Raw genomic sequence first — 19646 nt, 5'->3', positions numbered from 1 at the left:
AAATCAGGCGATAAAAAAGCCGGCAGATGTGGGAGCAAATGCCGGCTCTTTCGAATATTTGCTTAACGCAATTTTAAGGTCATTAAGCCTAAAACTACCAGCATAATTGTGATAATCCAGAAACGAATCACCACTTGGGTTTCACGCCAGCCTTTTTTCTCATAATGATGATGCAGCGGCGCCATCAGGAATACCCGCTTGTTACGCATGCGCAGTGAACCGATCTGCAAGAATACTGAAATGGCTTCTACCACAAAAACACCACCCATAATGGCAAAAACAATTTCCTGACGAACCATGACTGCAATGGTACCTAGCATTGCACCTAAGGATAAGGCACCGACATCACCCATGAACACTTGCGCAGGATGGGCGTTATACCAAAGGAAAGCCAAGCCCGCACCAATCATTGCAGCGCAGATCACCACCAATTCGGATGAATATTTCACATATGGCATGTGTAGATAATTAGCAAAACGAACATCCCCTGCAAGGTAGGCAAACACGCCCAAACCTGCTGCAACCAGAACGATTGGCATAATTGCCAGACCATCCAGACCATCGGTCAGGTTGACCGCATTGGAGGCACCGTTAATCACCAGATAAGTAAAGATAATAAAACCAATTCCCAAAGGAATAACCGAGAATGGAATAGACAGATTTTTAAAGAACGGAATCAACAAATCTAGCATGTTGCTGGTATGCACAGGATTGACCTGCTGAGTCGCAATCACATACAGGGCAATACCGGCACCCAGAGAAGCCACTGAAGTCCAGAAGAATTTTTTTCGTGCAGGCAAGCCGGCATTGTCTTTATAACGGACTTTAATCCAGTCATCTGCCCAACCTACGGCACCAAAGATCACCATTACCCCAAGCACAATCCAGACATAAGGATTAGATAAATCGGCCCAAAGCAAGGTTGATATCCCAATCGAGAGTAGGATCAAAATCCCGCCCATGGTGGGTGTACCCATTTTTTTGGCATGACCTTCAGGAGCAAACGAACTGACTGCTTGGCCATATTTGAGTGCTTGTAGCTTACGGATCATCACTGGCCCTAAGACCAGTCCAATGGTTAATGCAGTTAATACACTGAGCAAAGCACGTAATGTTAAATAACGAACCACCTGAAACGAGCTGTTATAGCCCGCCAGTTGTTCAAATAGCCATAACAGCATTAAAGTTTCTCCATCAAATCAGCCATCAATGTTTCCATGTGGGTATAGCGAGAACCTTTAAACAGGAAACTCATGGATTGAGGTTGATGTGTTTCAATTAAACCAAGTAAGAAAGGAAGAGCTTGTGCCTGAGTCAAAAAGGCCTGCAATTTTTTTCCATACTGGGTACTGCGCGCCCCTTCTTGGGTGGCTGGAGCAAATTCACCCACGGCAACCACGAAGTGAACGCCCTGTACCGAAACCAGGTCACGGCCCAGCATATAGTGTTGCTGTGCTGCACTTGTGCCCAATTCACCAATATCGCCAATCACCATCACCTTGACACCTTCCTGCTGGGCAAGCACTTCTGCCGCTGCGCGCATGGAAGTCGGATTGGCATTGTAAGTATCATCAATAAACAGATGCTTTTCAGTATGGATAAAGTTCAAACGACCTTTGGCACCCGTCGCCTGTTCCAGACCAATCACAATATCATCCAGAGCAATGCTGATGGCAAGAGCAAAAGCAGCTGCCGCCGTGGCATTCTGCACATTATGTTCACCGGCAAATGGCAGCTTGATCTGGCGCTGAGCTTGTGGGGTATTTAACGTAAAGCGAGAAGATTGTGCATGCAATTCAATGTCAGTTGCAAACACATCTCCACCGGGCCCAAAACTCAATACTTTCTCGGTTTTCACGGCTTGGCGAATCGTATCTGCAAAATCATCGGCCGCAGGAACGATAGACGTTCCTGTTGCGGCAATATGTGCATAAATTTCCGATTTGGCACGACAGATACCATCGCGTCCGCCAAATTCACCCAAATGTGCCGTACCAATGTTGATAATCCCGGCGACATGCGGTTGCACCAGATTTGAAGTGTAATCAATCTCACCCTGATGGCTCGCGCCAAGTTCCATGACCGCAAACTGATGTTCGGCACGCAGCTCGAGCAACATCATTGGCACACCCAAATCGTTATTCAGGTTACCGCGGGTAATGAGGGTCGGTGCCAGACGCGATAAAATACTGCCTAGCATTTCCTTAGTAGTGGTTTTACCACTGCTACCGGTCAGCGCAATCACTTTCAATTGTGAGTTCTGCGTACGGCGATAAGCACCTAAATGACCAAGAGCCAAACGCGTATCTGCAACCACGAGTTGACAAATATCTGCGTCGACCGGATGACTGACAATCGCAATTTCACAGCCATTTGCTGCAACATGAGCAACAAAATCGTGCGCATCAAAACGCTCACCTTTCAGGGCAAGAAATGTATCGCCTTGTTCGGCATAACGTGAATCTGTCAAAATTCGTTTGATTTCGCCTTGAGGCACTTTCTCATTCAACCAGTAACCCTGGGTGGCTTCAGCAAGCTGCGCTGCTGTCCACGGTTCTAAAGGCACTGTACTGGTAGTCGATGTATGCATGATGGTTTCCTATTGCGCAGGATAAGCTGAATCTGGAGTGTGAGGTTGTGCATCAATAGCTGCCTGCACTTCGATCACATCATCAAACCAATGACGTACGCCATCAATTTCCTGATAGTTTTCATGCCCCTTGCCGGCAATGACCACAATGTCACCCGCCTGAGCCTGTTTCACTGCAAATTTAATCGCTTCACGGCGGTCATGAATTTCATGCACTGTATGCGCTGAAAAATCGATTCCCGCTTTCATGTCGGCAAAAATCTGTTCCGGATTTTCAGTGCGCGGATTGTCTGAAGTGATCAGTGCGACATCGGTATGATCCAAGGCAGCCCGGGTCATCAGCGGACGCTTGCCACGGTCACGGTCGCCACCACAGCCAAAGACTGCCCATAAATTTTTCGCTACATGGCGTTTTAAGGTGGTCAGCACCTGAATCAAGGCATCTGGCGTATGTGCATAATCCACCACAAACAGACGCTCGCCATCACGGATCACCTGCATACGACCCGGCGCACCTTTCAGTTGTGCTGCAACGGCAATCGAATCCGCCAGCTTAAAGCCTGCCTGCTCTGCAGCAATCAGACTCGCGACAAGATTTTCAACATTGAAGTGACCGAGCAATGGGCTATGCACTTCAAATTCACCCTGTGCCGTGCACAGTGTAAAGCAGGCACCACTTAAGCTATATTGAATATTTTCAACTTGATAGTCAGCTTTGTGAGTGATTGAGTAAGTGAGGATTTTTGGTCGGGCCGGATTTGATTGTGCCGCCTCAATCATGATATGCGCATGCTCATCATCAATATTGATAATCACCACTTTTAAACTGGAAAATTTGAATAATCGCGACTTGGCTTCAGCATAGGCTTCAAGTGTACCGTGATAATCCAGATGATCACGGCTTAAGTTGCTATACGCCGCAATTTCGATATCGCAGCCATTCAAACGACCCTGTTCCAGACCGTGTGAGCTGGCTTCAATCGCAGCAAATTCAGCACCGGCCTGCGCATATTCATGTAATGCATTTTGCAGCTGCAAAGCATCCAAAGTCGTATGCGAAGAGGCTTCAAGATTCGGCAAAATACCGTTACCGGTAGTTCCCATCACGGCGCATTTCTTGCCTTGCAACATCAACAGTTCAGCAATTAAACGCGAGATGGTAGTTTTACCGTTGGTCCCTGTCACCGCAATAATCTGTGCCGCCTGCACCGGCTGGCTGGCCTGCAAATACTGTTTTTGCCATTGTCCCATCAGCTGGCGAACTGTAGGCACCACAATACTGTTTTCCAGGCCTAAATCCGTTTCACTCACCACCGCCAAGGCACCACGTGCCAAAGCCGATTGTGCAAACTGCAGCGTTTTTTCAGGCTGAGAAAAACTAGTCAGGGCAATAAAAATTTGCCCTGCTTCAACTTTACGACTATCTAAACTAAAGCCACCGAATGGCTTGCTTATCCATCCAGCGGTTTTCTCAGTACTGTAAATATCTTGAAATGTAATCGACATTCATCACCTGTTACTGGATTTTGGGAGTATCTAAAGGTTTATCTAAAGGCACGTTCATCAAACGTAATGATTCTTGCATCACCCGTGCAAATACAGGAGCTGCGACCAAACCACCGTAATATTGCCCTTTCGGATTTTCCACCACAATGACCATGGCCAAGCGCGGATCACTTACCGGTGCCATACCGGCAAACAGTGCACGGTATTCCGAGTCTGAATAGCCTTTACGGTCTGCACGTAATTTATGCGCGGTACCGGTCTTACCCGCCACACGATAACCTGGAATATTGGCCTGCTGTGCTGTACCACCCGGCAAGGTCACCGCTTCCATCATCAACAAAACCTGTTCGGCAATTTTTGCATCGACAATTTGCTCACCCTTCGGTGGCTGATCCAGTTTATACAGGCTTAAAGGCACCTTCACGCCTTTATTGGCAATCATGGCATAGGCATCGGCAATTTGCAGTACCGTCGCATTCAGACCATAACCATAGGCCATGGTACCCACTTCCGATACATTCCATTTGCTTGGCGGCAAAATCAAACCCGCACTTTCACCCGGGAATTTAACTGCGGAACGCTGTCCCATCCCCACACGTTTATAGAATGTAGGCAAGGTTGCATAAGGCAGTGATAAGGCAATTTTTGCCACACCAACGTTGGAAGATTTCTGGATAATCCCGCCGAGGGTAAGTACGCCATAGTTATGGGTATCACGAATGGTATGGTTACCAATACGCATACTGCCCGGCGATGTATTGACGATAGAGTTCGCGGTATATTTGCCACTTTCCAGTGCCATCGCCACAGTCAGCGGTTTCATGGTAGAACCCGGTTCGAATGAATCGACTGCACCGCGGTTACGCATGGCATCTTTATTGGTTAAACTTTTCTTATCGTTCGGGTTATAAGATGGCCAGCTGGTCATTGCCAGGATTTCACCAGTTTTGACATCTACAGCAATCGCAGTGGCAGAACGTGCATTATTGGCCACACCGGCAGCGGTCAATTCACGGTACAGAATATATTGCAGGCGCGAATCGATACTTAAGGTGATATTTTCCCCTGCTTCCACTTCTTTGATAACTTCAGGATCTTTAAAACGGTTGCCTTTTTTATCGCGCACAATTTGCTGTTCGCCATCATGACCAGATAAAGCACTATTCAGCTGCATCTCCAGACCTTCAATCCCGGTCCCTTCACTATTGGTTAAACCAATAATCTGGGCATTCGGCTGCGGCTGCGGATAGTAACGCTTATAGTTTTTCTCGGTATAAACAGCCTGAAACTCACGTTTTGCGATCAGTTCAGCTTGCTGGGGTGGAATTTCTTTTTGCAGGACCAGATAACGTGAACGAGGTTTGTCGTTCATCTTCTTTTTCAATTCTGCACGATCAATGCCTACCGCATCGGCAAGCTCATCCAGATTGAGGTTTTTATCGGGTAACTGGCGTTTCAGTTTGCGGTTATGAGGATCTTTAGCCAGCTCAGCCGTAATCTCATCAAACAGTTTTTTGGTTTCAAAATAGTCGCGCGGATCAATCACCACTTTCATGACCGGCGTACTAATGGCCAAGGGCACGCCATGACGGTCATAGATCACGCCACGCATCGCCTTGACTTTTTCCGTTCTTAAAATGTTGGCATTGGCCTTGTTTTGCAAAAAGTCCTTGTTGATGACCTGTACATAGAATGCACGGCTCACCAAAGCTAAAAAGCATAGTAAAACCACACTCCACATCAGATAAAAACGCCACATATCTACGCTAAGGGCATTTTTCTCGGTAATCGGCTGCTGCTTTTTGCGTGTTGCCTGACTTGTTCTCTTGTCCACCATATTACAGCTAGCCTTATTTTTTATCTTCTGGAGTCATTGGTAAAGAAATTACAACCGTCTGCGCGGCAGGTGGCGAGTACATGCGCAATTGCGTTACCGCACGCGTGCCAATTTGCGCCGTTGCACCAAAGGTTTGTTGCTCAATCAGCAAACGCCCCCACTCTGCATTCAGATCATCCCTTTCCCGCATAAAAGAACTTAACTCGCGATAATCATGACGATATTCAAATACCTGGAATACCACCATCAATGCGCTAACAAAGACCAATAGCAGCAAAACGATATAACTGATGATTTTTTTCATCGGCTTTTTACCGGCTTTCTTTTCAACAACTTCAGTTTTCATTATTCGCCTTTTGAAGCTAAGCGTTCTGCAACTCTAAGCCATGCACTACGAGAACGAGGGTTGGCTTTGACCTCTTCTTCACTGGCACGAACTCGGGAAATTTTCTTTAAACGACGGGTATCTTCCCGTTTTTGTGGCAACCCCCAACTGGTGTCTTCCGCTAAAGTCGATTCTTTTTGAATAAATTGTTTAATTAGACGGTCTTCCAGTGAATGGAAACTGATCACCGCCAAACGTCCCTCTGATTTTAAAACTTCCACAGCCTGTGGCAAGAAAGCTTCAATATCATCTAATTCTTTATTAATGGCAATACGGATAGCCTGAAAAGTTCGGGTTGCAGCATGTTTATTTTTTTCCCATTTCGGATGGGCAACTTTTACAATTTCAGCCAGTTGAGCGGTGGTTTCAATATAACCTGCCGCTTTAATGGCTTTGGCAATACGGCGGCTATAACGCTCTTCACCATACTTGAAAATCACATTGGCCAAAGCTTCTTCTTCAATATTGACTAACCATTCAGCCGCCGTTGGACCTTGCGAGTTATCCATACGCATATCTAGCGGTCCATCTTTCATAAAACTAAAACCACGTTCTGCCTGATCAAGCTGTGGCGAAGACACCCCTAAATCCGCCATTACCCCATCAACCTTGTCGATGCCCAAAGCTTCCAGTTCCTGTTTTAAATCGGCAAAGCTGGCATGGATAATTTTAAAACGTGAATCTTCCTGTTCTAATACAGCTGCGGTTTCCAAAGCTTGCGGATCTTTATCAAAGGCATAGACGCGGGCATTTTCATCTAATTTAGACAGCAATAAACGGGTATGACCACCTCGACCAAAAGTGCCATCGACATAAATTCCTGTATTGCGATCTGCCAATAAGGCATCAACAGTTTCGTGAAGTAATACAGAAATATGCGACATAAGGGTTCAATCAATACTAGGAAAAATGTAACTGCACATTATTACCTTGTTTTAACAAAGCTCCAAACGACTTTTTGTAGGGAAATATTAATTTTCATAGAGAAAACCGTTTTTAGTGATATTGCAGCAAGTTTTGCGCGATCTTTGCTGGGAAGGTATATTATTTTAAAAACTCCATTGTTCTATTTATTATTTGTTAAAATTTGCCGCTCTAGTCATCAATTGATCAGCAGCTAAATAGAAATTTTTCTACTGTTCATTTCTTTGATCTAGCTTAGCGATTTGTTCTTTATTTAGGTCAAAATTACCGTTACTGCTCAGGGGCAGTTGCCTTGCCCTGCTGGCCTTGATTTATCTATGGATCATGAGCCCAAATCACAATAAAAAAGCCAATCACAACGGATTGGCTTTTTTAGATCACGCAGAATTAACGCTTGCTATTGTAAATCTGGTCGAAAATCGCACCATTCACAAAATGGGTCTGTTGCGCTTTAGCCCAGCCACCAAATACTTCATCAATGGTAAACGTTTTTATTTTCGGGAATTGAGCAGAATATTTAGCCAGCACGTCCGGATTACGTGGACGGTAGTAGTATTTTGCCGCCATTTCCTGACCCAATGGTGAGTACAAGTAGTTGATATAACCTTTGGCTAACCACTTGTTACCATCTTTCTCCACGTTTTTATCCACGATTGCAACTGATGGTTCAGTTAAGATAGACATGGATGGATAAACAATTTCAAATTTGTTTTTACCCAGGCTTTTTTGAGTGACCAAGGCTTCATTTTCCCAAGTCAATAACACATCGCCAATACCGCGTTCTGCAAAGGTGGTCATTGAAGCACGAGCAGCCGAGTCCATCACTTTGACATTGTGGTACATCTTGCCCACAAACTCTTTAGCTTTGGCATCGTTACCACCCGGTTGTTTCAGCGCATAACCCCAAGCAGATAAGTATACCCAACGTGGTAAACCACCTGTTTTAGGATTCGGGGTAATAATTTGCACGCCCGGTTTAGTTAAATCAGACCAGTCTTTAATATGCTTGGGATTGCCTTTACGTACCATAAATACGATGGTTGAAGTATAAGGTGCAGAGTTATGCGGGAATTCTTTTTGCCAGCCCGGCTGGATTTGACCCGATTTGACGATTTCTTCAATATCATTTGCTAATGCCAAAGTCACCACATCAGCTTTTAAGCCATCAACCACAGAACGCGCCTGCTTGCCTGAGCCACCATGAGATTGCTTGAAATTCACACTACGCCCAGTGCGCTCTTTCCAGTAAGCACCAAAAGACTTGTTGAATTCATCATAAAATTCACGTGTTGCATCATAAGAGACATTTAGGAATTCACGGTCTGCCGCCTGAGCAGAAGTTGCAGTAAAAGCAATGCTCGTAGCAAGCAATGCTGCACTGAGTAACGCTTTAAATTGAGTTTTCATTGCAATACAGATCAATTATCTTCATTAATGCTAACTATATGAAATAAAGTCATAATTCGCAATTCATCCAATTTAGACATAACAGATTAAGATAAAAGGTTTTTCTACTTAATTCACTGTTTTAGATACAAAAATAGTGAAAACATTATACTTATTTCATATATATAGATTTTTATGGATTAGATATAAAAAAAACGGATAATCTAGTTATCCGTTTTCTATTTTAATGCTTGATAATTTTTAGAATATTAATTCTTTTCACTATAGATCTGGTCGAAGATGGCACCATTCACAAAATGAGTTTTCTGTGCCTTAGCCCAGCCACCAAACACATCTCCAATGGTAAACAGTTTGATTTTTGGAAATTGTGCTGCATATTTCGCGGCCGCTTTTGAATCACGTGGACGGAAATAATATTGTGCTGCCAAATCCTGCCCTTTGGGTGAATATAGATAGTTGAGATAACCTTTGGCTAAATTACGGTTACCATCCTTATCAACATTTTTATCGACAATTGCCACCGATGGCTCAGCCAAAATTGAAATGGAAGGATAGACAATCTGATATTTGTCTTTGCCCAGGCCTTGAGTTGCCAATAAGGCTTCATTTTCCCAAGACAACAGCACATCGCCAATACCACGCTCAGCAAAAGTGGTTAAAGAACCGCGTGCACCGGAATCCAGTACTTTCACATTGCCATAAAGCTTTTTAACCAGCTCACGGGCTTTGCTATCGTTACCACCCGGCTGTTTTAATGCATAGCCCCAAGCCGACAGGTAAATCCAGCGCGGTGCGCCACCGGTTTTTGGATTTGGCGTAATAATTTCCACACCCGGTTTGGTTAAATCGTTCCAGTCTTTAATATTTTTAGGATTACCCTTTCGTACCAAAAAAACCACGGTCGAGGTGTAAGGTGCAGAATTGTTCGGAAACTGCTTTTGCCAGTTTTTATGAATCAGGCCCGCTTTCACAATTTCATCAATATCGTTGGCCAGCGCCAAAGTCACCACATCAGCCTGCAAACCATCAATCACGGAACGTGCCTGTTTACCTGAACCGCCATGGGATTGCTTGAAATTGATTTCCTGTCCGGTACGATGTTTCCAATACGCCCCAAAGGCCTGATTATATTCCTGATAAAATTCACGGGTCGGATCATAAGAGACATTCAGGAAATCTTTGGCGGCGAAACTCTGTGTGCCCATGCTCCCCAGCAAGGCCAAAAAAGTAGAGACGATTATTTTTTTCATGTGTAACACTCTTCTTTAAGAATAAGGACACTATATGAATCGAGAATATTTTTAACAATCATAAACTTATAATATTTTATTGATTAAAAATCGGTTTTAAAGATATCTATAAAAATGCTTTAAAATGCACTTTTAGCACTAAAACCATCCCTAAAAAATCTCAAACTTGTTGTTTTTCATCATTCTTCATGTTGTCTCCATATTTTTTTGATACAAAGTGCCCAAGCTTTATAGGTATTTTATCATTTTGTAAAAAAGTGTGACCTAGTTCTACTTTTGTATTTTTTTGTGTGGTTAAATGGTGTCACACCACAGGATTAAAACAATATATAAAATTCCAGCACCAGAAGGGGAGATGTGGAAATGCGATATACAGCAATTATACAGGCGTTAAGTTTAAGTTTAAGTTTAGGGTTTATGGCTCAGCTGGGACATGCAGCGGCAATCAAAAGTAGCGAAGCCAAAGTGACTTTAAGCCCTGAAAAATCTTCATTGATTGAAAAAGCCTTGCAACAGCAAAAGCATGGGGGCAATACTTTACGTGCCGATAACGATTTAAAAATTCTGACCGAAATTAAAGTTGCACCGACTCAAAGCTTCTTTGCTGCCCAAAACCAGAAATTCAGCCGTTTTGTACAAGCGCTGTTCCCACAAAACAACTCTTAATTCAGCAGCGAACTTCTTGCCCCTTTAGTGGTTCCCATCTAGCCTGATCATTTCAATGTTGAATTTAACATTAAGTGATTGGGCTTTTTCGTTATAATAGCTTCCATTCACATTCTGAAAATATTGGTTATGACTGTTCGTACTCGTATTGCACCTTCTCCTACTGGCTTTCCACACGTAGGCACTGCTTATATTGCCTTGTTTAACTTATGTTTTGCTAAACAGCATGGCGGTGAATTTATTCTTCGTATTGAAGATACCGATCAACTGCGCTCAACTCCTGAATCTGAAAAAATGATTTTAGATTCATTGCGCTGGTTAGGCTTAAATTGGTCAGAAGGTCCGGATGTGGGCGGTCCACATGCACCCTACCGTCAATCTGAACGTATGGGCATTTATAAGCAATATGCGTTAGAACTTGTAGAAAAAGGGCATGCTTTTTACTGCTTCGCAACACCAGAAGAACTGGATCAAATGCGTGCTGAACAACAGGCACGTGGTGAAACACCGCGTTATGATGGTCGTGGTTTAAAGCTGTCGACAGAGGAAGTGCAGCATCGCCTTGCCGCAGGTGAGCCCCACGTGATTCGTATGAAAGTACCTGAAGAAGGGATTTGTAAAGTCAATGATTTACTGCGTGGGGTAGTTGAAATTCCTTGGGCTCAAGTCGACATGCAAGTCTTGCTTAAAACCGATGGTTTACCGACTTACCATCTTGCCAATGTCGTCGATGACCATCTGATGCAAATCACTCACGTTTTCCGTGGCGAGGAATGGTTACCATCTGCACCAAAACATCAGTTGCTCTACCAATACTTTGGCTGGGAAATGCCGGTACTGGGTCATATGCCATTGCTTCGTAATCCGGACAAATCAAAACTGTCTAAACGTAAAAACCCGACTTCAATCAATTACTACAGGGACATCGGCGTATTACCGGAAGCATTGTTGAACTATTTAGGCCGTATGGGCTGGTCAATGCCAGATGAACGTGAAAAATTCACGTTGGCAGAGATGATTGAGCACTTCGACATTAAACGTGTGTCTTTAGGTGGCCCAATCTTTGATGTGGAAAAACTCAACTGGCTGAATGGTCAATGGATTAAAGCACTCTCTCCTGCCGAATTGTTAAATACTTTATTGGCGTGGAAATCTGACCGCAATACCCTGGAAGAAATTGCCGCTGCCATTCAGCCGCGTATTAATCTGCTTTCTGAAGCAGTGAACTGGGCTGGTTTCTATTTCAACCAGTTCCCAAGCATCAGCAAAGAGCAGTTTGAAAGCAAGAAATTGTCTGATGAACAGATTCGTCAAAGCTTGCAGTTCGCCATTTGGCGTCTGGAAAGTTTGTTCACTTGGAATAATGATACGGTGAGTCAAACCTTAATGGACTTGGCCAACCAGATGGAAGTGAAACTTCGTGACTTTATGCCCACCTTCTTTATTGCCATTGCCGGTTCAACCAGTTCAACCCCAGTCATGCAATCGATGGTGACCATTGGTCCCGATTTAACTTTCGCACGTTTACGTCATGCACTTGAAATTGTCGGCGGGCCGAGTAAAAAAGAAGCAAAAGTATGGGAAAAACTCAATGAAAGCTTAAAATTGCCGAAAAATGATGCAGTTGATAAAGCATAATTGATTTTATAGTTGACGTGTAAGCGCAATACCCCTAATATTGCGCTCACACAAACTGGGGTCATAGCTCAGTTGGTAGAGCGCTACAATGGCATTGTAGAGGTCAGGAGTTCGATCCTCCTTGACTCCACCAAAGTTTGCTGTTTTTACCTGTGTTGCCTCAATTGTCCCTATCGTCTAGAGGCCTAGGACATCGCCCTTTCACGGCGGTAACCGGGGTTCGAATCCCCGTAGGGACGCCATATTCAAGATCACTATAATATATTTATAGTGATCTGATAAAAAACCCAAGCATTGTGACTTGGGTTTTTTATTGCCTCAATTTTATCTAAACTTTTATTTGCGCTGTTTTTTGCTTTCTGTGTCATTCCGATTAAAATAAGCAATAGATTAAAATTATGGAGTTGTAATGCAATACCGTTGCCCCAAATGCCAAAGCCCTAAAATTATGCCTGTCGCTCAAGCCGGTAGCCCTGCAGTACGACCTGTAGTTCCTAAAAGTCTGGTGTTTCTTATTCCTGCTGTATTCATCTTATTACTGCTGGTTTTAATTAGCATTGCCATGTGGATTTTTGGCAATGGCGCAGGCTCTACCCTACAAATTGCCACTGTGGTGGTCTTTATTATCTGCGTCATCGCCGGGTTCTTGTTTTACCGTGACCTGCCTGATTTTAAAATTTCCATGCAAGGCTTTATGCAGTCACAAAAAAAATGGAAATGTCGTGAATGTAATCACGAATGGGAAATCTAAAACAGATTTGATTTCACATCAGCTTCAATGTTGGTGCTGATGTGAATCTTCCTGATGATCTGAATGTTGCACTGGATCACTCGCATTATGGCAATGTGAATGCGCCATACATTCGGTATCTTCAATCTGTAAAGTCATTTCTGTAATGCCATGTTGATGGCTTAACATCTCCAGAGCTTGCTGATATAAGGCGTGATGATCTGCCTGTGGTGCATAAAGATGTACGGTCAGATGGAGATTTTTGGAAGTAATAGCCCAAACTTTCAGCTGATGAATACTTTCTACATCCTGTAGGCTCAAAAGATCATTACGCAACTGTTCAATATCAATTTCCTCTGGCACCCCTTCCAGCAGAATATTGATACTTTGTTTGAGTAAAATCCAGGTTCTCGGCAATACCCAAAAACCAATCAGCACCGCAATGAGGGTATCTACCCACATCCAGCCGGTGAAATAGATCACGGCCGCGCCAATAATCACCCCGATCGAACCCACTGCATCGCTTAAAACTTCCAGATAAGCACCTTTAACATTCAGGCTTTCTGCCGAGCTGGAAAACAGGATTTTCATGGCAATCAGGTTAATCACCAGACCAATCACAGCCACGCCCAGCATGCCCAGACTCTGGATTTCAGGGGGATGGCTAAAACGTTGATAAGCTTCGAATAGAATATACATCGCTACGACAAACAGCATCGAGGCATTAAACAGTGCCGCCAGAATTTCAAAACGCTGGTAACCAAAAGTTCTTTTATCATCCGCTGGCATTTTGCCAATTTTGATCGCGACCAAGGCAATGGCTAAGGCTGCTGCATCGGTAAACATGTGTGCCGCATCGGAAAGCAGCGCCAAACTTTGGGTGATAAAACCAGCAATGACTTCAATAATTAAAAAGGTGCTGGTGAGTGCCAGGGCAAAGGTCAGCTTTTTGGCATTGCCCTCTGTGACGATTGCATGGCTGTGATCATGCCCATGATGTTCACCCATACACACTCCCTTTTCTATAAATTTTTGCTTTTCTTCTGGGTCAGCATAGCAAGGAATTATAAAGTTATAAAATTACATTATTATCTCAGCATCATGAGTGCTGAGACCAAATCTCAATATAGGAATTAATTTGTTATAATTCATATTCAAAATTTTAAATTCAAAAAAATTAATAACTTAATTAAAACCAACACACAATTGATCTCAAATGAAAAAGCAAATTACAAATAAAAAGTGCTTAATTATAAAAAAGCATATAAATTAATAATATTGGATAAAAATCATTTAATTTTGATGATAAGGAGCTGAACATGATCATACATACATTAAAACAGATCGTGTACGCTTGGCTTCCTCCATTTGACTCTTAAAATATCCGCAAAGCAAAATCCACCTTCCGAGGTGCAGTTAGCATATACGCAAGGTCTATATTAGGAAAAGTTGGCAATAGAACATAATCAAATCTTTGCAAGCCTGCACGCCAATCACACAACACCAGAAAAAAATCCCGTCACACAAGATCACCGAAATGCAATATGGAACTTTTTAAGTGCAGCATTAAAAGGGCATCGTGACGCCCAGTATAAACTCGGCCTATGTTATTTAAACGGTAACTTAGGTTTAGATAAAAATTACACTCGTGCCCAAGAATGGTTAAAAAAGCAGCCAAGCAAGGTCACCCGGAAGCCATAAAGACTTTAATGTATAGTTATTCGCAAAGTGCATTTTAATAAAAAAAACCAGCCCGAAGGCTGGTTTTTTAATACATCAAATCAGAGATTAACCACCGATTTTTTTGTATTTAGTACGTTTTTGTACAGCAGCATCACCTAAACGCGACTGGCGATATGCTTCATATTCCGCATAGTTACCTTCATAGAATTCAGGCTGTTCATTTTCAAATGACAAGATGTGCGTTGCGATACGGTCCAGGAACCAACGGTCATGCGACACCACCATTACAGTACCCGGGAATACAAGAATTGCATCCTCAAGTGCACGTAAGGTTTCGATATCCAAGTCGTTCGATGGCTCATCGAGTAAGATTACGTTTGCACCCATTTGCAGGATCTTCGCAAGTTGTAAACGGTTACGCTCACCACCTGACAATTCGCCGACACGTTTTTGCTGATCTTGACCTTTAAAGTTAAAGCGACCGATATAGGCACGAGAGGCAATTTCGTAATCGCCAATGCGTAAAATATCCAGGCCGCCAGACACTTCTTCCCAAACAGTTTTATTGTTGTCTAATGTGTCACGGATCTGACCTACATAAGCCACTTTAACCGACTCACCTAAGGTCACCGTACCAGTATCCGGTTGCTGTTCTCCAGTCATCATACGGAACAATGTGGTTTTACCTGCACCGTTCGGACCCACGATACCGACAATTGCTGTTGGTGGTACTGTGAAGGTTAAGTCTTTATACAGCAGACGACCATCAAATGATTTGCTAATCCCTTCAACTTCAACCACCTTGTTGCCCAAACGTGGACCAGGTGGAATGTAGATTTCAGACGTTTCATTACGCTGCTGGAATTCGCGTGAGTTAAGCTCTTCAAAACGCTCCATACGCGCTTTGTTTTTCTTTTGCTGACCTTTGGCATTTGAACGAACCCATTCAAGTTCTTTTTTCAATGCCTTGGCAAAAGATTCTTCTTGTTTGTTTTCTTGCTCTAAACGGGCATTTTTCTGCTCAAGCCAAGAAGAGTAGTTACCTTGGTAAGGAATACCCATGCCACGGTCAAGCTCAAGAATCCATTCCGCAACGTTATCCAGGAAGTAACGGTCATGGGTAATCGCCACGATGGTACCCGGGAAATCTTTCAAGAAACGTTCCAACCAAGATACAGATTCTGCATCCAAATGGTTAGTCGGTTCATCGAGAAGCAACATGTCCGGTTTAGACAATAGCAAACGGCAAAGTGCAACACGACGGCGTTCACCACCTGAAAGCAAGGTTACGTCTGCATCCCAAGCTGGTAAGTTTAACGCAGCAGCAGCTTGATCCATCTGGTTGCTTAGGTTATGTGCATCCCAAGAGTGGATAATTGCTTCCAGCTTTTCTTGCTCTTTTGCAAGAGCATCAAAGTCTGCATCTTCAGCTGCGTATTCAGCAAAAACTTCATCCAAACGTGCCAAGGCATCTAGTGGTTCACGCAAACCATCTTCAATGTTGCCACGGACGTCTTTATTTGGATCAAGTGGTGGTTCTTGCTCAAGATAGCCGATTTTAATACCCGGTTGAGCACGTGCTTCACCTGAGAAATCTTTATCTACGCCAGCCATAATACGAAGCAAGGTAGATTTACCTGCACCGTTTAAACCAAGCACACCAATTTTTGCGCCTGGAAAGAATGATAAAGAGATGTCTTTCAGGATTTCGCGCTTAGGCGGAACCATCTTCGACACACGGTTCATCGTGTAAATATATTGGGCCACGTAGGACTCCTCTATAGAAAAAGCAACATTCGCACTCTAACCAAAGCAGAATGCGAACAAATATTTGGCCGGCATTATACGATGAATGTACAAAAAAAATAAGGCATAGCATGCATCTTCAATAGAATGTTACAACTAATGGCGTGTTGGTTTTTTAAACACAATCATAGACACTAGGTTGTATTCAAATCTGACTGAATAAAATCCGTATATATAAGAAAATTAGATATTCTTTTCTACAATATGCACTTTTATTCATATTCGCAGATGATAGACTAATTAAATAACCAACCGAAACAATTAACTCACTTAGATGACGTAAACATGACTTATAAAGACGAAACACTTGCCATTCATGCCGGATATAGCCCTGAACCGACAACAAAAGCTGTAGCTGTACCCATTTATCAAACGACTTCATATGCTTTTGACAATACCCAACATGGGGCGGATTTATTCGATTTAAAGGTTCAGGGCAATATCTATACCCGGATTATGAATCCCACCACCGCTGTTTTAGAACAACGTCTGGCTGCACTGGAAGGTGGAATTGGCGCTTTGGCTCTAGCCTCCGGCATGTCTGCGATTACCTATTCCATCCAGACCATTGCTGAAGCAGGTGACAATATTGCCTCGGTTTCAACGCTCTATGGCGGTACATACAACCTGTTTGCCCATACCTTACCGAAGCAAGGCATTGAAGTTCGTTTCTTTGATTATCAAAAACCTGAAAGCTTACGCGACTTGATTGATGACAAAACCAAGCTGGTCTTTGTCGAATCGATTGGTAATCCACTAGGTAATATCATTGACCTGGAAGCCATTGCAAAAATTGCCCATGAATACGGCGTACCGGTGATTGTGGACAATACCGTGGCCACTCCTGCTCTGCTTAAGCCTTTCGAATATGGCGCCGACATTGTGGTGCATTCACTCACTAAATATATCGGCGGACATGGCAATTCCATCGGCGGTGCCATTGTCGATAGCGGTAAATTCCCTTGGGGCAAATATCCTGAACGCTTCAAGGTATTGAACACGCCTGATCCAAGTTATCATGGGGTTAATTATGTCGAAGCTTTGGGTGAAGCAGCGTATATCGCCCGCGCACGTGTGGTGCCATTACGCAACACCGGTGCTGCCATTAGCCCACTCAGTGTATTCCTGATTTTGCAAGGTCTGGAAACGCTTAACCTCCGCATGGAACGTCATACTGAAAATGCGCAAAAAGTTGCTGAATATTTACAGCAACATGCCAAAGTAAATTGGGTGAACTATGCAGGTCTAAAAGACCATCCTCAACATGCCTTGGCACAAAAATATGTGAAAGGTAAACCATCTGCAATCCTGTCTTTTGGGGTGCAAGATGGTCTTGATGGCGGCACCCGCTTTATTGATGCACTGCAACTCTTTACCCGCTTGGTCAATATTGGCGATGCCAAAAGCCTGGCCTGCCATCCTGCCACTACCACCCATCGTCAGCTCAATGAAGAAGAATTGAAGTCTGCAGGGGTGAGTATTGATATGGTCCGTTTATCTGTGGGTATTGAACATATTGATGATTTAATTGCCGATTTGGAACAGGCATTGGCTCAAGTTTAAAGCCTTTGATTTCAATACAATGTGGCCTTCTTTCTGAACGGAGGAAGGCTTTTTTATTTGCTTGTAATTTTCTGGTTATTTCTCTTTGCTTTGCTTTAAATTCATGGTAAAAATTAAATTAATATTAGAACAATAATAGAGCAATTACTCTAATTATATTTGTAAATTCAATAACTTATTTCTAGATTTTTTTTTTACATTCGTTATTATAGTCGACTCGAGAATAGCTCAACTTCCCCAAATTTTGAGCGCTAGAATCAACTAAAAAAATAATCCAAATTTTTATTCTATTGAAACCAGGAAAATATTGTGAATTCAAGACTAGAGAAACTCTTTCAGAATCGAGTCAACGGCAAAGTTGTTTTAATCACAGGTGCATCAAGTGGTATTGGTTTAACCGCTGCGTATAAACTTGCCGATGCTGGTGCACATGTTCTGTTGGTGGCTCGTACCAAAGAAACATTAGATCAAGTTAAAGAAGAAATAGAAGCCAAAGGCGGCAAAGCCTCTGTTTTCCCATGTGATTTAAACGACATGGACTCTATTGATGAAGTATCAAAACAAATTTTAGCCTCTGTAGACCATATTGATATCCTGATCAATAATGCCGGACGCTCAATTCGTCGTGCGGTTCATGAATCAACAGACCGTTTCCATGATTTTGAACGTACCATGCAACTCAATTACTTTGGTGCAGTGCGTTTGGTGATGAATATCCTGCCGCAAATGATGATCCGCCGCGATGGTCATATCATCAACATCAGCTCGATTGGTGTCTTGGCCAATGCGACACGCTTTTCCGCTTATGTGGCTTCTAAAGCTGCACTGGATGCGTTTAGCCGCTGTCTGTCTGCCGAAGTTCATTCACATAAAATTGCCATTACTTCAGTTTACATGCCATTGGTTCGTACCCCAATGATTGCACCAACCAAAATCTATAAATATGTACCCACCCTGTCTCCTGAACAGGCAGCAGATTTAATTGCTTATGCAATTGTGAAGCGTCCGAAGAAAGTAGCAACCAATTTAGGTCGTTTAGCATCAATCACCTATTCAATTGCGCCAGACATCAATAATAAATTGATGTCGATTGGTTATAACCTGTTCCCAAGCTCTTCCGCTTCGGTAGGTCAGCCACAGAAATTAAACTGGGTACAAAAAGCGTATGCACGCCTGTTCCCAGGTGAACATTGGTAAGATTCTGCAATATGAAAGCCAGCCACTAGACTGGCTTTTTTTATGCTATAAACCAGCATCATTTTTTTGCTTTTTAGATGTTTTATGCGGATCGCTGCTGTTATTTTTCAATATGGCTGTTTTGCTTTTGCTCTTTTTCTTTGCTATCAGGTCGGTACTTCTCTATACCTGCAAGATTATAAATTGATGGATATCGTCAGCGATATCGGTACTATTTTAATTTGTATCGATTTAAGCGTGTTCCTGCATTTCAATAAGTCTCTGGCATCGCTAAAAATGAAAAACGCTTCTCAGCAGCCTGCTGTTCAGGTTTCAAGGATAGAAAAAATCACGCGTAAGTTGGGTCATTTGGGGATTATTCTAATTATCTGTAGCTGGATTGTGCCAATCATTAATTCGTAAAAATCAAACAAAAAACCTCCCGATGGGGAGGTTTTTCGTTAAGATAATAGCAATTAAATCAA

17 protein-coding genes and 2 tRNA genes are annotated in these 19646 nt (G+C 43.0%); 9 read left to right on the top strand and 10 right to left on the bottom strand.

Annotation, left to right across the window (positions count from 1 at the left end; genetic code table 11):
* Positions 1-62 precede the first annotated feature (62 nt).
* The 8 genes from mraY to LZZ98_RS05660 form a co-directional block, all read right to left on the bottom strand.
* Positions 63-1181 (bottom strand): phospho-N-acetylmuramoyl-pentapeptide-transferase, encoded by a 1119-nt coding sequence (mraY, locus tag LZZ98_RS05695; RefSeq protein WP_237787029.1) that lies wholly within the window; start codon positions 1179-1181, stop codon positions 63-65.
* The gene (locus LZZ98_RS05690) at positions 1181-2590 is read right to left on the bottom strand and encodes a UDP-N-acetylmuramoyl-tripeptide--D-alanyl-D-alanine ligase (RefSeq protein WP_237787028.1); all 1410 of its coding nucleotides are present in this window, start codon (positions 2588-2590) and stop codon (positions 1181-1183) included. The genes mraY and LZZ98_RS05690 overlap by 1 nt, the downstream gene beginning before the upstream one ends.
* Before the next feature lie 9 nt (positions 2591-2599).
* Positions 2600-4096: a UDP-N-acetylmuramoyl-L-alanyl-D-glutamate--2,6-diaminopimelate ligase gene (locus LZZ98_RS05685; RefSeq protein WP_237787027.1), complete on the bottom strand. Its 1497-nt coding sequence runs from the start codon at positions 4094-4096 to the stop codon at positions 2600-2602.
* A 10-nt stretch (positions 4097-4106) separates the two neighbouring features.
* A complete protein-coding gene (gene ftsI / locus LZZ98_RS05680) occupies positions 4107-5933 on the bottom strand; it encodes a penicillin-binding protein PBP3 (protein WP_237787026.1) in 1827 nt (608 codons plus the stop codon).
* A 13-nt stretch (positions 5934-5946) separates the two neighbouring features.
* Positions 5947-6279: a cell division protein FtsL gene (gene ftsL / locus LZZ98_RS05675; protein ID WP_237787025.1), complete on the bottom strand. Its 333-nt coding sequence runs from the start codon at positions 6277-6279 to the stop codon at positions 5947-5949.
* Positions 6279-7202, bottom strand: a complete 924-nt coding sequence (gene rsmH / locus LZZ98_RS05670; RefSeq protein ID WP_237787024.1) for a 16S rRNA (cytosine(1402)-N(4))-methyltransferase RsmH — start codon at positions 7200-7202, stop codon at positions 6279-6281. Before rsmH ends, ftsL begins: the two co-directional genes overlap by 1 nt.
* Before the next feature lie 427 nt (positions 7203-7629).
* Positions 7630-8649: a sulfate ABC transporter substrate-binding protein gene (locus tag LZZ98_RS05665; RefSeq protein ID WP_237787023.1), complete on the bottom strand. Its 1020-nt coding sequence runs from the start codon at positions 8647-8649 to the stop codon at positions 7630-7632.
* A 248-nt stretch (positions 8650-8897) separates the two neighbouring features.
* Entirely contained in the window at positions 8898-9899 is a 1002-nt protein-coding gene (locus LZZ98_RS05660; protein WP_269091578.1) for a sulfate ABC transporter substrate-binding protein, read from the bottom strand.
* 363 nt (positions 9900-10262) lie between these two features.
* On the opposite strand from LZZ98_RS05660, the gene LZZ98_RS05655 reads away from it, so the two are divergent.
* The 5 genes from LZZ98_RS05655 (at position 10263) to LZZ98_RS05635 (ending at position 12954) form a co-directional block, all read left to right on the top strand.
* Positions 10263-10565: a hypothetical protein gene (locus LZZ98_RS05655; RefSeq protein ID WP_237787022.1), complete on the top strand. Its 303-nt coding sequence runs from the start codon at positions 10263-10265 to the stop codon at positions 10563-10565.
* A 129-nt stretch (positions 10566-10694) separates the two neighbouring features.
* Positions 10695-12203 (top strand): glutamate--tRNA ligase, encoded by a 1509-nt coding sequence (gene gltX / locus LZZ98_RS05650; protein WP_237787021.1) that lies wholly within the window; start codon positions 10695-10697, stop codon positions 12201-12203.
* A gap of 57 nt (positions 12204-12260) precedes the next feature.
* Positions 12261-12336: transfer RNA gene (locus LZZ98_RS05645), tRNA-Ala, on the top strand.
* Between the two features lie 33 nt (positions 12337-12369).
* Positions 12370-12445 (top strand) — tRNA-Glu (locus tag LZZ98_RS05640).
* A 167-nt stretch (positions 12446-12612) separates the two neighbouring features.
* On the top strand, positions 12613-12954 hold the full coding sequence (locus tag LZZ98_RS05635; protein ID WP_237787020.1) for a zinc-ribbon domain-containing protein: 342 nt from the start codon (positions 12613-12615) through the stop codon (positions 12952-12954).
* A gap of 24 nt (positions 12955-12978) precedes the next feature.
* Here LZZ98_RS05635 and LZZ98_RS05630 read toward each other — a convergent pair whose 3' ends face one another.
* On the bottom strand, positions 12979-13941 hold the full coding sequence (locus LZZ98_RS05630; protein WP_237787019.1) for a cation diffusion facilitator family transporter: 963 nt from the start codon (positions 13939-13941) through the stop codon (positions 12979-12981).
* Positions 13942-14382: 441 nt separating this feature from the next.
* Here LZZ98_RS05630 and LZZ98_RS05625 point away from each other — a divergent pair, with 441 nt between their 5' ends.
* On the top strand, positions 14383-14634 hold the full coding sequence (locus LZZ98_RS05625) for a hypothetical protein (RefSeq protein WP_237787018.1): 252 nt from the start codon (positions 14383-14385) through the stop codon (positions 14632-14634).
* An 87-nt stretch (positions 14635-14721) separates the two neighbouring features.
* On the opposite strand, the gene ettA is transcribed toward LZZ98_RS05625, so the two are convergent.
* Entirely contained in the window at positions 14722-16383 is a 1662-nt protein-coding gene (gene ettA, locus LZZ98_RS05620; protein WP_237787017.1) for an energy-dependent translational throttle protein EttA, read from the bottom strand.
* Between the two features lie 324 nt (positions 16384-16707).
* Here ettA and LZZ98_RS05615 point away from each other — a divergent pair, with 324 nt between their 5' ends.
* The 3 genes from LZZ98_RS05615 (at position 16708) to LZZ98_RS05605 (ending at position 19584) form a co-directional block, all read left to right on the top strand.
* Entirely contained in the window at positions 16708-17985 is a 1278-nt protein-coding gene (locus LZZ98_RS05615; RefSeq protein ID WP_237787016.1) for an O-acetylhomoserine aminocarboxypropyltransferase/cysteine synthase family protein, read from the top strand.
* A gap of 309 nt (positions 17986-18294) precedes the next feature.
* Positions 18295-19182, top strand: a complete 888-nt coding sequence (locus LZZ98_RS05610) for an SDR family NAD(P)-dependent oxidoreductase (protein ID WP_086174580.1) — start codon at positions 18295-18297, stop codon at positions 19180-19182.
* An 84-nt stretch (positions 19183-19266) separates the two neighbouring features.
* Positions 19267-19584, top strand: coding sequence for a hypothetical protein (locus LZZ98_RS05605; RefSeq protein ID WP_237787015.1), 318 nt, complete (start codon positions 19267-19269; stop codon positions 19582-19584).
* The last annotated feature ends 62 nt before the right edge of the window (positions 19585-19646 follow it).

The organism is Acinetobacter sp. SM34, assembly GCF_022012365.1.
In the GTDB taxonomy this organism is placed as follows: domain Bacteria; phylum Pseudomonadota; class Gammaproteobacteria; order Pseudomonadales; family Moraxellaceae; genus Acinetobacter.
The sequence above is the reverse complement of the archived record's forward strand: the minus strand, read 5'-3'. Positions and strand labels throughout refer to the sequence as shown.